11 protein-coding genes and 1 pseudogene are annotated in these 15,616 nt (G+C 71.4%); 7 read left to right on the top strand and 5 right to left on the bottom strand.

Annotation, left to right across the window (positions count from 1 at the left end; translation table 11 throughout):
• Window positions 1-313 precede the first annotated feature (313 nt).
• The 6 genes from ACVW2K_RS11855 to ACVW2K_RS11830 all read left to right on the top strand — a co-directional run bounded on the left by ACVW2K_RS11855 (window position 314) and on the right by ACVW2K_RS11830 (window position 9,173).
• Complete coding sequence (locus ACVW2K_RS11855; RefSeq protein WP_028637602.1) at window positions 314-2,311, top strand: alpha-1,4-glucan--maltose-1-phosphate maltosyltransferase; 1,998 nt, start codon at window positions 314-316, stop codon at window positions 2,309-2,311.
• Window positions 2,308-4,026 carry a maltose alpha-D-glucosyltransferase gene (gene treS / locus ACVW2K_RS11850; RefSeq protein WP_457202643.1) on the top strand — a complete coding sequence of 573 codons (1,719 nt, stop codon included), beginning with the start codon at window positions 2,308-2,310 and terminating at the stop codon, window positions 4,024-4,026. Before ACVW2K_RS11855 ends, treS begins: the two co-directional genes overlap by 4 nt.
• Window positions 4,023-5,474 carry a maltokinase N-terminal cap-like domain-containing protein gene (locus ACVW2K_RS11845; protein WP_457202642.1) on the top strand — a complete coding sequence of 484 codons (1,452 nt, stop codon included), beginning with the start codon at window positions 4,023-4,025 and terminating at the stop codon, window positions 5,472-5,474. Before treS ends, ACVW2K_RS11845 begins: the two co-directional genes overlap by 4 nt.
• The gene (gene glgB / locus ACVW2K_RS11840) at window positions 5,474-7,666 is read left to right on the top strand and encodes a 1,4-alpha-glucan branching protein GlgB (protein ID WP_457202641.1); all 2,193 of its coding nucleotides are present in this window, start codon (window positions 5,474-5,476) and stop codon (window positions 7,664-7,666) included. Before ACVW2K_RS11845 ends, glgB begins: the two co-directional genes overlap by 1 nt.
• Window positions 7,667-7,804: 138 nt before the next feature.
• Window positions 7,805-8,566 carry an NUDIX hydrolase gene (locus ACVW2K_RS11835; protein WP_028637598.1) on the top strand — a complete coding sequence of 254 codons (762 nt, stop codon included), beginning with the start codon at window positions 7,805-7,807 and terminating at the stop codon, window positions 8,564-8,566.
• Window positions 8,567-8,663: 97 nt separating this feature from the next.
• Window positions 8,664-9,173 carry a hypothetical protein gene (locus ACVW2K_RS11830; RefSeq protein WP_457202640.1) on the top strand — a complete coding sequence of 170 codons (510 nt, stop codon included), beginning with the start codon at window positions 8,664-8,666 and terminating at the stop codon, window positions 9,171-9,173.
• A gap of 33 nt (window positions 9,174-9,206) precedes the next feature.
• On the opposite strand, the pseudogene ACVW2K_RS11825 reads toward ACVW2K_RS11830, so the two are convergent.
• Window positions 9,207-10,097: pseudogene (locus ACVW2K_RS11825) on the bottom strand (EamA family transporter); the annotation flags it as partial.
• A gap of 6 nt (window positions 10,098-10,103) precedes the next feature.
• Between ACVW2K_RS11825 and ACVW2K_RS11820 the strand changes: the two are divergent.
• A complete protein-coding gene (locus ACVW2K_RS11820) occupies window positions 10,104-11,018 on the top strand; it encodes a LysR family transcriptional regulator (protein ID WP_457202639.1) in 915 nt (304 codons plus the stop codon).
• Here ACVW2K_RS11820 and ACVW2K_RS11815 read toward each other — a convergent pair.
• The 4 genes from ACVW2K_RS11815 to ACVW2K_RS11800 are packed head-to-tail and all read right to left on the bottom strand — an operon-like array spanning window position 10,981 to window position 15,586.
• On the bottom strand, window positions 10,981-11,901 hold the full coding sequence (locus ACVW2K_RS11815) for a co-chaperone YbbN (RefSeq protein WP_457202638.1): 921 nt from the start codon (window positions 11,899-11,901) through the stop codon (window positions 10,981-10,983). The genes ACVW2K_RS11820 and ACVW2K_RS11815 overlap by 38 nt on opposite strands.
• Window positions 11,902-11,933: 32 nt before the next feature.
• On the bottom strand, window positions 11,934-13,142 hold the full coding sequence (locus ACVW2K_RS11810) for an acetyl-CoA hydrolase/transferase family protein (RefSeq protein ID WP_457202637.1): 1,209 nt from the start codon (window positions 13,140-13,142) through the stop codon (window positions 11,934-11,936).
• A 32-nt stretch (window positions 13,143-13,174) separates the two neighbouring features.
• Window positions 13,175-13,888: a PASTA domain-containing protein gene (locus ACVW2K_RS11805; protein WP_028637593.1), complete on the bottom strand. Its 714-nt coding sequence runs from the start codon at window positions 13,886-13,888 to the stop codon at window positions 13,175-13,177.
• Window positions 13,889-13,903: 15 nt separating this feature from the next.
• Window positions 13,904-15,586, bottom strand: coding sequence for an acyl-CoA mutase large subunit family protein (locus tag ACVW2K_RS11800; protein ID WP_036570395.1), 1,683 nt, complete (start codon window positions 15,584-15,586; stop codon window positions 13,904-13,906).
• Between the last annotated feature and the right edge of the window lie 30 nt (window positions 15,587-15,616).

Raw genomic sequence — 15,616 nt, 5'->3', positions numbered from 1 at the left:
CTCGGCGGCTACTCGACCACCGACCGTGCCGCCGCGCGACCGACGAAGGAGGTCGCGACCGGCGTATCGAGACCGCGACAGGTGACGGGGGTCTCGATACGCCGCCTCGTCCCTCGGCGGCCACTCGACCACCGATCACCGTCCGCACGCAGACCGCCGCCTCGTCCCTCGGCGGCCACTCGACCACCGACCGGGCTGCCGCCGCGTCCCCCGGGGCTCGACCACCGATCACCAGTCGGACAGACCGGTTTCCGACCAGCGCCGACGGGTACGCGGTACCCGTTGCCCACGCACGCTCGCTAGGTTGGAGATCATGGTCGGACGCATCCCCATCATGAACGTCGCGCCGTTGGTGGACCTGGGGCGACAGCCCGCGAAGGCGACCGTCGGCGAGCCGTTCCCGGTGACCGCGACGGTGTTCCGCGAGGGCCACGACTTGCTCGGCGCCGAGGTCGTGCTCATCGGCCCCGGCGGGCAACGTCGCCCCCCGGTGCGGATGACCAAGCACGCCGAGGTCCCGGACCTGTACGAGGCCTGGGTGACGCCCGACGCCGAGGGCCCGTGGACCTTCGAGGTCGTCGCCTGGTCCGACCCGCTGTCCACCTGGCAGCACCACGCGGCGCTCAAGGTGCCCGCCGGCGTGGACGTCGAGCTGATGTTCCTCGAGGGCACGCTGCTGCTCGATCGGGTGCTCGCCTCGCTGGACCCGCGCGACCCGTCCTCGGCCGACGCCGCCCAGGTCCTGCAGGGCGCGATCGACGCGGCCCGGGACACCGAGCGGCCGGCCGCGGCCCGGCTCGCGGTCCTCGAGTCGCCCGAGGTGACCGGCATCCTGCGCACCCACCCGATCCGGGAGCTCCTGACCGTCGAGGGCCCGTACCCGGCGTACGCCGACCGGGCGCGCGCGCTGTTCAGCAGCTGGTACGAGTTCTTCCCCCGCTCCGAGGGCGCCGTCAAGGACCCGAAGACAGGGGCGGTCACCAGCGGCAGCTTCCAGACCGCCGCCAAGCGCCTCGACGCGGTCGCCTCGATGGGCTTCGACGTCATCTACCTCCCGCCGATCCACCCGATCGGCGAGGTGAACCGGAAGGGCCGCAACAACACTCTTCATCCCGAGCCCCAGGACACCGGCTCGCCGTGGGCGATCGGCTCGAAGGATGGCGGTCACGACGCGATCCACCCCGACCTCGGGACCTTCGAGGACTTCGACGCCTTCGTCGCCCGGGCCCGCGACCTCGGCCTGGAGGTGGCGATCGACCTGGCGCTCCAGGCCGCGCCGGACCACCCCTGGGTGACCAGCCACCCCGAGTGGTTCACCACCCGGGCGGACGGCACCATCGCGTACGCCGAGAACCCGCCCAAGAAGTACCAGGACATCTACCCGGTCAACTTCGACAACGACCCCAGCGGCATCTGCCAGGAGGTGCTGAGGATCGTCCGGCTCTGGATGTCGCACGGCGTCCGGATCTTCCGCGTCGACAACCCGCACACGAAGCCGGTGGCGTTCTGGGAGTGGTTGCTGAAGGAGGTCCGGCGCACCGACCCCGACGTGCTCTTCCTGTCCGAGGCCTTCACCCGGCCGGCGATGATGCGGGCGCTCGGGGCGGTCGGCTTCCACCAGAGCTACACCTACTTCACCTGGCGGACCGCGAAGTGGGAGCTCGAGGAGTACCTCCGCGAGGTGTCCCACGAGTCCGACCACCTGATGCGGCCGAACTTCTTCGTCAACACCCCGGACATCCTCCACGCGTTCCTGCAGTACGGCGGGCCGGCCGCGTTCAAGATCCGCGCCACGATCGCCGCGACGGGGTCACCGAGCTGGGGCGTGTACGCCGGCTACGAGCTGTACGAGCACGTGGCGGTCCGGCCGGGGAGCGAGGAGTACCTCGACTCGGAGAAGTACCAGATCCGGATCCGCGACTGGGACGCGGCTGACCGCGAGGGTCGCACGCTCGCGCCGTACCTCACCCGGCTCAACGAGATCCGCCGCGCCCACCCGGCGCTCCAGCTGCTGCGCAACGTCAGCATCCACTGGAGCGACGACGAGAACGTGCTGGTGTTCTCGAAGCGACACACGCTGCCCGGCGGGGCGGACGACGTCGTCATCGTGGTGGTGAACGTCGACCCGCACGCCACCCGCGAGACGACGGTGCACCTGGACATGACCGCGCTCGGCCTGACCGAGCACGAGTCGTTCATCGCGCACGACGAGATCACCGGCAGCGAGTGGAACTGGGGCGCGCACAACTACGTGCGCCTCGACCCGTTCCACGAGCCGGCCCACATCCTCAGCGTGAGGAGGCCCCGATGACCGGAGCGGACACGGTGAAGCCCCTGAACAGCACGCCGGAGTGGTTCAAGACCGCGGTCTTCTACGAGGTCCTGGTCCGTGCGTTCCGCGACTCGAACGCCGACGGCACCGGCGACTTCCGCGGGCTGGTCGAGAAGCTCGACTACCTGGAGTGGCTCGGCGTCGACTGCCTCTGGATCCCGCCGTTCTTCCCGAGCCCGCTGCGCGACGACGGGTACGACGTCGCGGACTTCACCGGCGTGCACCCGGAGATCGGGACCATCGACGACTTCCGCTACTTCCTGGGCGAGGCGCACAAGCGCGGCATCCGGGTGATCATCGACTTCGTCATGAACCACACGAGCGACCAGCACGAGTGGTTCCAGCAGTCGCGGTCGGACCCGGAGGGGCCGTACGGCGACTTCTACGTCTGGTCCGACACCGACGAGCTCTACCAGGAGGCGCGGATCATCTTCGTCGACACCGAGCCGTCGAACTGGACGTGGGACCCGGTCCGCCAGCAGTACTTCTGGCACCGGTTCTTCTCCCACCAGCCCGACCTCAACTTCGACAACCCGAAGGTGCACGAGGCGATCCTCGACGCGATCCGCTTCTGGCTCGACATGGGCATGGACGGGTTCCGGCTCGACGCGGTGCCGTACCTCTACGAGCGGCCGGGCACCAACGGCGAGAACCTCCCCGAGACCCACGACTTCCTGCGCAAGGTGCGCAAGGTCGTCGACGACGAGTACCCCGGCCGGGTCCTGCTCTGCGAGGCCAACCAGTGGCCCGAGGACGTCGTGGAGTACTTCGGCGACTTCGAGGCCGGCGGTGACGAGTGCCACATGGCCTTCCACTTCCCGGTGATGCCGCGCATCTTCATGTCGGTGCGGCGGGAGTCGCGGTTCCCGATCTCGGAGATCCTCGAGCAGACACCGCCGATCCCCGACTCCTGCCAGTGGGGCATCTTCCTGCGCAACCACGACGAGCTCACCCTCGAGATGGTGACCGACGAGGACCGCGACTACATGTGGGGCGAGTACGCCAAGGACCCGCGCATGAAGGCCAACATCGGCATCCGCCGGCGGCTCGCCCCGCTGCTGGACAACGACATGAACCAGATGGAGCTCTTCAACGCGCTCCTGCTCTCGCTGCCCGGGTCACCGGTCCTCTACTACGGCGACGAGATCGGGATGGGCGACAACATCTGGCTCGGTGACCGCGACGGCGTGCGCACCCCGATGCAGTGGACGGCCGACCGCAACGCCGGCTTCTCGTCCGCGACCCCGGGCAAGCTGGACCGACCAGTGATCCAGGACCCGGTTTTCGGGTACCAGTCGGTCAATGTCGAGGCCCAGCTGGAGAACTCCTCGTCGCTCCTGCACTGGACGCGGCGGATGATCCACACGCGCCGCAACCACCCAGCCTTCGGCCTGGGCGAGTTCCACGACCTCGGCGGGTCGAACCCGTCGGTCCTGTCCTACGTGCGCGAGCACGTCACCGAGGACGGCCAGGAGGACCTCATCCTCTGCGTCAACAACCTGTCCCGGTTCCCGCAGCCGGTCGAGCTCGACCTGCGCAGGTACGAGGGGCGGCGCCCGGTCGAGCTCCTCGGCGGCGTGCCGTTCCCCGAGATCGGCGAGCTGCCGTACCTCCTGACCCTGGCCGGCTACGGGTTCTACTGGTTCCGGCTGACCGCCGCTCCTGCGACCACCGAAGAGGGGCTGCTGCTGTGACGGCACAGACGGTCAGGCCCGACCCCGACGTGTTCGAGCGATACCTGGAGCGCACGCGCTGGTTCGGCGGCAAGGGCCGACCGTTCCGGATCGCCGGCGTACGCCGCATCGGCGAGGTGCCGTGCGCGGGCGAGAAGGACCCGAGCGTGGTCATCGACCTGGTCGAGGTCGCCTACGAGGACGCGGAGGGCGGCTCGGAGGTCTACCAGGTCCCGATCGCGTTCTACGAGAACCCCGAGACCCGCCTGGACCATGCGTTCATCGGCTGGTGGGAGGAGCCGTCGTACGGCTGGGTGCACGCCTACGACGCGCTCCACGACCGCGAGGCGATGGGCTGCTGGCTGCGTTCGTTCGCCCAGGCCGCCGGCGAGCCCGGTGGCAACCTGAACGACGAGAGCGGCCTGCGGTTCCACCGGCTGCCCGGCTACGAGCTCGACCTCGAGACGCACTCGACGCTCTTCTCCGGCGAGCAGTCCAACTCCTCGGTGGCGTACGGCGACGACGCCCTGATGAAGGTGTTCCGCAAGATCACCCCGGGCGTGAACCCGGACATCAGCGTCCACGAGGTGCTGACCCGAGCCGGCTCCGACCACATCGCCGCGCTCTACGGCTGGCTGGACTGGGTCGACGGGGACCCGACGAGCCAGGGCGCGGGCGGCTCCGGCACCACCGTGCAGCTCGCGATGCTGCAGCAGTTCCTCCGCACCGCCAGCGACGGGTGGGACCTGGCGCTGGCCAGCGCCCGCAACCTGTTCGCCGAGGGCGACCTGCACGCCAACGAGGCCGGCGGCGACTTCGCCGCCGAGGCCGAGCGGCTCGGCGTCGCGCTGCGCGAGGTGCACACGGTGCTCGCCGAGCACTTCCCGGTCGAGCGCCTGGACGCCGCCGCCGTCGGCGAGCTCGCCGACGGCATGGACGCGCGGCTCGACAACGCCCTCACCGTCGTGGCGGGGCTCGCGCCGTACGAAGCGGGGCTGCGCGCGGCGTACTCCCGGCTCCGCGAGATCGACGGCATGGAGGTCCAGCAGATCCACGGGGACCTGCACCTCGGCCAGACCCTGCGCACCAGCCTCGGCTGGAAGATCGTCGACTTCGAGGGCGAGCCCGCGAAGCCGCTCGCCGAGCGGCTGCGGCCCGACTCCACGTGGCGCGACGTCGCCGGGATGCTGCGCTCCTTCGACTACGTGCCGCACGTGGTGGAGCGGCAGTTCGCCGAGGACCAGCCCGAGGGCGTCGACCAGCGCGCCTACCGGGCCGAGGAGTGGGCGCACCGCAACCGCAACCACTTCCTCACGGCGTACGCCGAGGGCGGGCTGGACGACGAGGAGCGCGTGCTCCTCGACGCCTACGTCGCCGACAAGGCCGTGTACGAGACCGTGTACGAGACCCGCAACCGTCCGACCTGGGTGGGCATCCCGCTCGAGGCCGTGGCGAGGATCGGAGCCTGATGACCGCGAAGCTCCTGGACGTGTCCCCAGCCGAGCTCACGCAGGTGGTGCGCGGCGAGCACGGCAACCCGCACGGAGTCCTCGGCCCGCACCCGCACGACGGCGGGGTGACGGTCCGGGTGCTCAGGCCGCTCGCCTCCCGGGTCGTGGTGCGCTGGGACGGCGGAGAGGCGGAGCTGACCCACGAGCACGAAGGCATCTGGTCCGGCGTGCTGCCGGTCCCGGACGTGCCGGACTACCGGCTCGCGGTCAGCTACGGACCCGACGAGCACGTCACCGACGACCCGTACCGCTTCCTCCCGACCCTCGGCGAGGTGGACCTGCACCTGATCAACGAGGGCCGGCACGAGCAGCTGTGGGACGTCCTCGGCGCCCGCGTGCACCACTACCCCGGGGCCCTCGAGCCGGTGACCGGCACGTCGTTCGCCGTCTGGGCGCCGAACGCCCGGGCGATCCGGCTCAAGGCCGACTTCAACAGCTGGGACGGCCGCGAGCACCCGATGCGCCAGCTCGGCACCTCCGGGGTGTGGGAGCTCTTCGTGCCGGGCGTCGGCACCGGTGCGGCGTACAAGTACGTCATCCTCGGCCCCGACGGCGAGTGGCGCGAGAAGGCCGACCCGATGGCGTTCTGGGCCGAGCAGCCCGCCGACACCGCGTCCAGGATCTTCGAGTCCTCCTACTCCTGGGGCGACGACGCGTGGCTGCGCGAGCGTGCGTCGAGGCAGCCGGTCGCCGAGCCGATGAGCGTCTACGAGATGCACCTCGGGTCCTGGAAGAAGCACCCCGACGGCCGCTACTGGTCGTGGGCCGAGCTCGCCGACGACCTCCCGGCGTACGTCGCCGGCCTGGGCTTCACCCACGTCGAGCTGATGCCGGTGATGCAGCACCCGTTCGGCGGGTCGTGGGGCTATCACGTGACGTCGTACTTCGCGCCGGACTCGCGGTTCGGCGACCCCGACGGCTTCCGGCTCCTCGTCGACCGCCTGCACCAGGCCGGGGTCGGCGTGATCCTGGACTGGGTGCCCGGCCACTTCGCGACCGACGAGTGGGCGCTGGCCCGGTTCGACGGCACGCCGCTCTACGAGGACCCGAACCCGCAGCGCGGCTGGCACAAGGAGTGGGGCTCGCACATCTTCAACTTCGGCCGGCCCGAGGTGCGCAACTTCCTGTACGCCAACGCGCTCTACTGGCTCGAGGAGTTCCACGCGGACGGGCTCCGGGTCGACGGCGTCGCGTCGATGCTCTACCTGGACTACGCGCGGGAGGAGGGCGAGTGGTCGCCGAACATCCACGGGGGCCACGAGAACCTCGAGGCCGTGCAGTTCCTCCAGGAGATGAACGCGACCGTCTACAAGCGGGTCCCCGGCGTCACCACCATCGCCGAGGAGTCGACGTCCTGGCCGGGCGTCACCCGCTCGACCGACAGCGACGGCCTCGGCTTCGGCTTCAAGTGGAACATGGGCTGGATGCACGACTCGCTGGACTACCTGTCGCACGAGCCGATCTACCGCGCCTATCACCACGGCGAGCTGACGTTCTCGCTGGTCTACGCATTCTCCGAGAACTTCGTGCTCCCGCTCAGCCACGACGAGGTCGTGCACGGGAAGGGCTCGCTGCTGCGCAAGATGCCCGGTGACCGCTGGCAGCAGCTCGCGAACGTGCGCGCCTACCTGGCCTACATGTGGGCGCACCCGGGCAAGCAGCTGACGTTCATGGGCATCGAGCTCGGCCAGGAGTCCGAGTGGGCGGAGTCGCGCGAGCTCGACTGGTGGCTGCTGGACCACCCCGAGCACCGCGGCGTGCAGTCGCTCGTGCGCGACCTGAACGCGGCGTACGTCGCCTCCCCGGCGCTGTGGAGCCGGGACGGTGACCCCGGCGGCTTCCAGTGGATCGACGCCAACGACGCCGGGCGGAACCTCTTCACCTGGGTGCGCCACGGCCGCGACGGGGAGCCCGACGTGGCGTGCGTCGCGAACTTCGCCGCGGTGCCGCACGACGACTACCGGCTCGGCCTGCCCGCGGCCGGCGAGTGGGAGGAGATCGTGAACACCGACGCCGAGGCGTACTCCGGCTCGGGCGTCGGCAACTTCGGCGCGATCACGGCCGTCCCCGGCGAGTGGTCCGGCCAGCCCGCACACGCGACCATCGTCGTACCCCCGCTGGCGACGGTGTGGTTCCGGCGGCGGGTGTGAACGCGGCGGGTTTCTCCGGCTGACCGGAGAAACCCGCTCGACACGCCGGCACCGTACGGCGTGTCGGTCGGGTTTCGGCGGACAACCCCGAGCCGGACAGGCTCGGCCGGCCGAGCCGCGATCGTTAGAGTTCTGTCCGTGACCCAGCCGACCACCACCGTGACGACCGTCGCGGAGGGAATCGCCCGGATCAGCTGGACCGCCGACGACCCGGTCGACGTCGTACGCCACGAGGTCGCAGCCGCGCTCGTCGACCACGCGCGCGTCGAGGCCCTGGTCGATCCGGAGGACGAGGCCGCGCAGCGCACCGCCACCTGGTCGGGCCTGCGCCGCGAGGGCGTGATGCGCGGCGTCACGGTCGCGGGCGAGACGGTGGACCGGATCGTGTACGCGCGGCTGGCCACCGACGTACCGGTGCACGAGCCGGAGGGGTTCCGGGCGCTGCTGAACTCGTTCCTCCCGCGCAAGCGCGCGATCAGCCAGCTGCTGCTTCGCACGCCGGACGCCCGGGTGCTGCTCTGCCAGCTCACCTACAAGCAAGACTGGGACCTCCCCGGCGGCGTCGTCGAGGTCGGCGAGTCCCCCCACGTCGCCGTCGCCCGCGAGGTCGAGGAGGAGCTGGGACTGACCCTGCCCGCCGGACGCCTGCTGCTCACCGACTGGCTGCCGCCGTGGAGCGGCTGGGACGACGCGCTGTGCCTGGTCTTCGACGGCGGCGTCCACGACCCCGCTCTCCTGGACTCCGTGGTGCGGCAGACCCGCGAGATCCGGTCCGCGGAGTTCTGCACCGCCGAGCAGGTCGCCGAGCGGTGCGCGGACTTCACCGCGCGACGGGTCGCGGCCGCCATGGCGAACGTCGACGGCGCCGGCCCGGCGTACACGGAGTCCGGCCGCCCCTGACGCCGAGTCGGCGCAATCTCAGTGCCGAGTCGGCGCAATCTCAGCTGAGACAGCGCCGACTCGGCATGGACTTGACCCCGCGTGCAACGATGATTACATGATTACTGAAGAGATGAAGGAGCGCGTGACGGGCTGGTTCGCCGGCCGGCTCCCGGCGGACTGGCAGCCCGCCGACGTCATGGTCGACCGTGAGGAGATCACGGTCGTGCTGACGATCGCCGACGCCGAGCCCCAGGGCTCGGACGCGGCACTGGCCGAGGCGCGCTCGGGTCGCGCGTCGGCGTTCCGGGAGGACACCCGCGAGCAGCGGATGGAGATCGCACAGGAGGCGCAGCACCGGTTCGAGCGCAAGGTCTCGTGGGGCGTGGCCGTCGGCGAGCACCGCGAGCTGTGGACCCACGTCTCCGCACCGGTGATGACCCGGCTGCGCCAGCCCCAGCGACTGGTGCTCGACACCCTGGTCGACGCCGGGGTGGCGCGGTCACGCTCCGATGCGCTCGCCTGGTGCGTCCGGCTCGTCGGGCAGCACGAGGGCGACTGGCTGGCCGAGCTCCGGCAGGCCATGGGCGCCGTCGCCGACGTCCGCGCCAAGGGGCCGGCGGCCTAGCCCCCACCGACGAGGCCGCATCGCGACGAGCACGCCGGCGACCAGCACCAGGCCGCCGGCGAGCTCGGCGCCGTTCGGCCGCTGGTCGAGCAGCGTCCAGGCCGAGGCCATCGCGACGACCGGGGCCAGCAGCACCCACGGCACCACCGAGGACGACGGGTTGCGCGACAGCAGCGTGTTGAACACGCCGTACCCGACCAGCGAGGCGAGCCCGGCGGTGTAGAGCGTCGAGAGGGCGGCCTGCCAGGAGAACGACGCCAGCGCGTCGCCCACCGCCGCCGGCCCGTCGACCGCGAGCGAGAGCGCGAGCAGCGGAACCGGCACCACGACCGCCGACCAGACGGTCAGCGACAGCCCTCCGCGTACGCCGGAAGAGCGGCTGATCACGTTGCCGATCCCCCACGACAGCGCGGCGAGCACGCAGAGCGCGAGGGCGGTCGCGGTGATGTTCCCGCCCCGCCCGACCGCGACGACGGCGAGGCCGACCGTGCCGATCAGCACACCGGCGACCTGCGCGGGGGTCGGCAGCTCGCGCAGCACCCCAGCGGCGATGAGGATCGTGAAGATCACCTGGGCCTGGAGCACCAGCGCGGCCAGGCCGGGCGGCATGCCGGCGTCCATCGAGACGTACAGGAAGCCGAACTGGCCCAGCGACATGAACACCCCGACCGCGGCGACCACCCGCCACGGGGCGTCCGGTCGCGCGACGAAGAAGACGGCCGGCACGACCACGAACGTGAACCGGATCGCCGCGAACAGCAGCGGCGGGATGCCCGCCATGCCCCAGTCGATCACGACGAAGTTGAAGCCCCAGATCGAGGCGACCAGAGCGGCCAGGAGGGAGTCGCGGCGGTTCACGGGTCCACGGTGCCGGGAACGACCGTGAAGCACCAGCGAATGATCCTGCACGGATCGATGTAGCATCGCTGCATGATCGACCTCGCGGCCCTGGCCAGCCTCCGGGCCGTCGACACCCACGGCTCGGTCGTCGCGGCGGCCGACGCGCTCGGCTTCACGCCCAGCGCGGTATCGCAGCAGGTGAAGCGGCTGGAGAAGCAGACCGGCGTCCCGTTGCTGGAGCGGGTGGGCCGCGGCGTGATGCTCACCGACCACGGTCGCCATCTCGTCGACGCCGGCGGCCGGCTGCTCGCCGATCTCGAGGAGGTCGAGTCGACGCTGCACCGGCGAGCCGGCGCCGTGGCCGGCCGGCTGCGGCTGACGGCGTTCTCGACCGCGATGCGCGGGCTGGTCGCACCCGTCGTGCGCGCGCTGCGCGATGCCCACCCCGACCTCGCCCTGTCGCTGACCGAGCGGGAGCCCTGGGACACCGTCGACCTGGTCGGGTCCGGCCAGAGCGACCTCGGCGTCGTGCACCGATGGGGAGACGTGCCGATCGCGATCCCCGACCACCTGCTGGCGACCGTGGTCGCCCGCGACGTCGCGGACGTGGTCGTGCACCGCACCCACCGACTGGCCGACCGGTCGTCGGTGACCCCGCACGACCTCGTCGACGAGGACTGGATCGCCACCCCGGAGGGCACGATCTGCCGCCAGTGGCTGACCCGGATGTACGCCGGCACCGGCCGGCTCCCCCGCATCGCCCACACCGCGATGGAGTTCGACTCCCACCTCGCGCTCGTGCGCGCGGGGCTCGGCATCGCACTGGTGCCCCGGCTGGGCCGCCAGCCGCTCGGCGTCGAGCTGGTCGGCGTACCGGCGCACGACCCCGAGCCGACCCGCGACGTGATCGCCGTCCACCGGCGCAGCATGGCGGACTCCCCCGCGGTGCTCGCCGTGCTCGACGCCCTCAGAAGAGAGCAGACGCCAGGTTCTGCCGGCCCTTGAGCACCCGCGGGTCGTCGTTCCCGACGGCCGCGAACAGCCCGAGCAGGTGCTCACGCGCCCTGTCCCGGTCGTCGCCGGCGGTACGACGGACCAGCCCGACCAGCCGGTCGAACGCGTCCTCGACGTGGCCGCCGAGCAGGTCCAGGTCCGCGACCATCGTCTGGGCGTCGACGTCGTCGGGGCTCGCGGCCGCGGCCTCCCGTGCGGCGTCGAGGTCGACGCCCTGGGTGCGCTGCAGCACCTTCGCCATCGCCAGGCCGGCGGCGGCCTCGGCGTCGGCCGGGTTGGCGTCCACGAGCTTCTGGTACTCCGCGACCGCCCGGTCGACGTCACCGTCGCCGAGCGCGTCCTGCGCCGCGGCGTACCGCGGGTCGACCAGCTCCTCGCCGTCGTCGCCCGCGGCGCCGCCGACGTGCCGCGGCTGGTGCCGGCCGGCGACGCCGTTGACCGTGAGCTGCTGCATCACCTGGGTGAGCTGGGCCCGCAGCTGGTCGAGCGGCAGCACCTCCTGGAACAGCGGCGCCGGACGGCCGTCGAGGACCGCGACGACCAGCGGGATCGACGGGATCTGCATGGCCTGGGCGATCTGCGGGGTCTCGTCGATGTCCACGCGGCCGACGAGGAAGCGGCCCTCGAACTCGCCGGACAGCGTCTCCAGGTCGCGCGCGAGGTCGGCGCTCTCGGCCATCCGCGTCGGCGAGTAGAACACCAGGAACACCGGCGCCGTCGTGGAGGCCTCGATCGTCGACTGGAAGTTCTCCTCCGTCACGACGACGGCGTACGACGAGCCCGCGGAGGCCGCGGCGGGCGCGGCGCCCGGCGCGGCGCCGGACAGGCCCGAGAGGTCGACGGCGCCGGGGCGGGAGAACGGCTGCTGGCTCATGCGACCAATCCTAGGGAGGTCCGGTCGGGTCCTCACATCAGACCCAGCGCCACGGCCTCCTCGCGCAGCTCCTCGCGGACGCTGGGGTGGGCGGCATGCTCGATGAGCTGCCTGGCCTGCTCCCGCTGGTCGCGGCCGTAGAGCTCGGCCACCCCCTGCTCGGTGACCACTGCCGTCATCTGGAACGACGTCACGGGCTCGTCGACCAGCGGCACGATCGTCGAGCAGTCGGCCTTGGGGTGCCACGAGCGCATCGCGATGAAGGCCTGTCCGCCCTCGCTGTGCATCGCGCCGACGAAGAAGTCGGTCTGACCCCCGAAGCCGGAGTGGATCCGAGCGCTGATCCGGGAGGCGTTGGCCTGGCCGAAGAGGTCCACCTGGAGGGCGGTGTTGACGCTGACCATGCGCTGGTTCCGGGCGATCCTGGCCGGGCTGTTGGTGACCTCCGTGCGGCGCATCAGGATCCGCTCGTTGTCGTCCGCCCACGCCAGCAGCTCGGGTGAGCCGAAGAGGAAGGACGCCGCGATCGGCACGGTCCGGTCCAGGGCGCCGACCTTCTCGAGCGCGAGGACGCTGTCGGAGAACATCTCGGTCCAGACCCGTAGCCCGCTGCGGCTGGTCAGTCCGTGCAACGTCGCGTCGGGTACGGCGCCGATACCGGCCTGCAGCGTCGACCCGTCACTCACGCGTTCGGCGACCAGGGCGCCGATGCGGGCGGAGTGCTCGTCGATGACGCTCGCCGGCGCGCTCGGGAGTGGGGCGTCCGCCTCCACCAGCACGTCGACGAGGTCGAGGTCGAGCAGCGCATCGCCGTACGTCCACGGCATCTGGTCGTTCACCTGGGCGACCACCAGTCCGCCCCTCCGCCTGGCGGCCTCGATCGCGGCCGGCAGCACGTTCACCTCCACCCCGAGCGACACCTGGCCGTCGCGCGGCCGGCTGGTGTGCAGCACGACCAGGTCCGGAGGGAGCGCGGTGCCGAACAGCTTCGGCACCATCGAGAGCCGGGATGGCAGGTACGACAGCCGCTCGCTGCGGCGCTGGCCCGGCCCGACGAACGACGTCTCGAGCACCACGCCGTCGCGGTCGGGCAGGCCGGGCTGCCCGTTGAGCGCCCAGAGCCGGTAGGAGTCGAGGGCCTCGTCGACGAGACCGAGGGTGTGCCACGGGGTCGCGTGGTTCCCGGTCACGACCACTCGGGGGTCGGCGGGCAGGGCGGCCAGGGCGTGCGCGAGGTCCACGCCCCGATTCCACCAGACCCGCCGTCAGCCGGTCATGGGCCGGAAGTCCCCATCACGGTGACCTTCACCGTGCTCCCGGACTCGACCGGGGCACCGAGCGCGGGCTGGACCTCCAGCAGCGAGCCCGGGGCGAGGTCGGCGACGTCGCCGTTCGGGTCCGGGTCCAGGACCTGGACCTCGACCTCGAGCCCGGCCGCCTCGATCGCCCTCCGCAGGTCGCGGACCACCGTGGGCTCCGCGCCCCAGGTCGGCGTCCAGCCGCCGGCGCCGCCGATCGCGAGCGGGACGGTCGTGACGCGGTCAGGCAGGGCGCGCGCCGAGTCGCGGATCTCCTCGAAGTCGCCGTCCCCCTCCTCGTCGATCGTCACCGCGAAGACGGCGTCCGAGCCCGGGACGGCGAACATCCGCCGGCAGACGCCCCGGAACCACTCCTGGCAGCTGCCGTCGAGGTCGTCCTCGTCGATCCCGCCGTCGTGGTGGAGCACGGCGAGGCTGGACACCTCGTCGACGGTGGCGTCGTAGTCGGGGTCGGCGCAGTCGACGACCGCACCGGAGTCGAAGTAGACGGTGTCCTCGACCGGCGCGCCGCACGTCGTCTCACCGGTCGTCCACCAGTCGGGTACGGCGACGACCGCGCCGTCGTACCCCACCCAGCGCGTGCCGTCGGGAGGGGACGACCACCAGTCACCGTCGTCGGTGCAGGCGGTCAGTGACAGCAGGAGCACGAGCGTCAGCAGGAACCTCATGCCACATGGACGTGCTCAGAAGCGCGCCGGCTCCCGGTACTCGCCCCACTCGGCGCGCAGCGCGTCGCAGATCTCGCCGAGGGTGGCCTCGGCCCGGCAGGCGTCCAGCATGCTCTCGATCATGTTCTCGTCGGCCCTGGCCGCGTCGACCATCCGGCCGATCGCGGACCGGACGGCGGCCTCGTCGCGACCCTGCCGGCGGGCGGACAGGGCTCGGACCTGCTCGACCTCGACCTCGTGCGAGACGCGCAGGATCTCGAGGTCGTGGGTGACGGACTCCTCGTGGCAGTTCACGCCGACGATCCGCTTCTCGCCCTTCTCGAGCGCGACCTGGTACTGGAACGCCGCCTCGGCGATCTCGGACATGAACCAGCCCTCCTCGATGCCGCGCAGCAGGCCGCGGGTGACGACCCAGTCGCCGTTCCGGACCGCCTCGGCGATCTTCTCGGGCTGGGCGGAGGTGAGCGTCGAGCCGCCCATCGCGAGGATCTTGTCGAAGATCGCGGTCGCCTCGGCCTCGATCCGGTCGGTGAGCGCCTCGACGTACCACGACCCACCGAGCGGGTCCGCGACGTTCACGACGCCGGTCTCCTCCATGATCACCTGCTGGGTCCGCAGGGCGATCTCGGCGGCCTGCTCGGACGGCAGCGCGAGCGTCTCGTCGAGCGCGTTGGTGTGCAGCGAGTTCGTGCCGCCGAGCACGGCCGAGAGCGCCTCGATGCCGGTGCGGACCACGTTGTTGTACGGCTGCTGGGCGGTCAGCGAGACACCCGCGGTCTGGGTGTGGAACCGCAGCCACTGCGCCTTCTCGCTCTTGGCGCCGTAGACGTCACGCATCCAGCGCGCCCAGATCCGGCGGGCGGCGCGGAACTTCGCGATCTCCTCGAAGAAGTCCACGTGCGCGTCGAAGAAGAAGGACAGGCCCGGGGCGAACACGTCGACGTCGAGGCCGCGCGAGAGACCCAGCTCGACGTACCCGAAGCCGTCGGCCAGCGTGAACGCCAGCTCCTGCGCGGCGGTCGAGCCGGCCTCGCGGATGTGGTACCCGGAGACCGACAGCGGCTTGTACGCCGGGATGTTCGCCGCGCAGTACTCCATCAGGTCGCCGATCAGCCGCAGGTGCGGCTCGGGCGTGAAGAGCCACTCCTTCTGCGCGATGTACTCCTTGAAGATGTCGGTCTGGAGCGTGCCGTTGAGGGTCCCGGTGTCGACACCGGCGCGCTCCGCGGCGACCAGCATCATGCAGAACACGGGAACGGCGGGGCCGCTGATCGTCATCGAGGTCGTGACGTCGCCGAGGTCGATGCCGTCGAAGAGGATCTCCATGTCCGCGACGGAGTCGATCGCGACACCGCAGTGGCCGACCTCGCCGAGCGACTTCGGGTCGTCGGAGTCGCGGCCCATCAGCGTCGGCATGTCGAACGCGACCGAGAGCCCGCCCCCACCGCGGCCGAGGATCATCCGGTACCGCTCGTTGGTCTGCTGGGCGTTGCCGAAGCCGGCGAACTGCCGGATCGTCCAGGTCCGCCCGCGGTAGCCGGTCGGGTAGAGCCCCCGCGTGAACGGGAACTCGCCGGGCCACTCCGAGTCCTCGGCGCCGTACGCCGGCTCGACGGGGACTCCGCTCAGGGTGGTGAAGTCGGCCTCCCGGACGCGGGACTTCTCGTAGCGGGCCTGCCAGCGGTCGCGTGCGCTCATGAGAGAAATAGTAGGACATCCAACTATCCG

Source organism: Nocardioides sp. HB32, from assembly GCF_054058995.1.
This window is presented reverse-complemented; position numbering and strand designations above follow the sequence as displayed.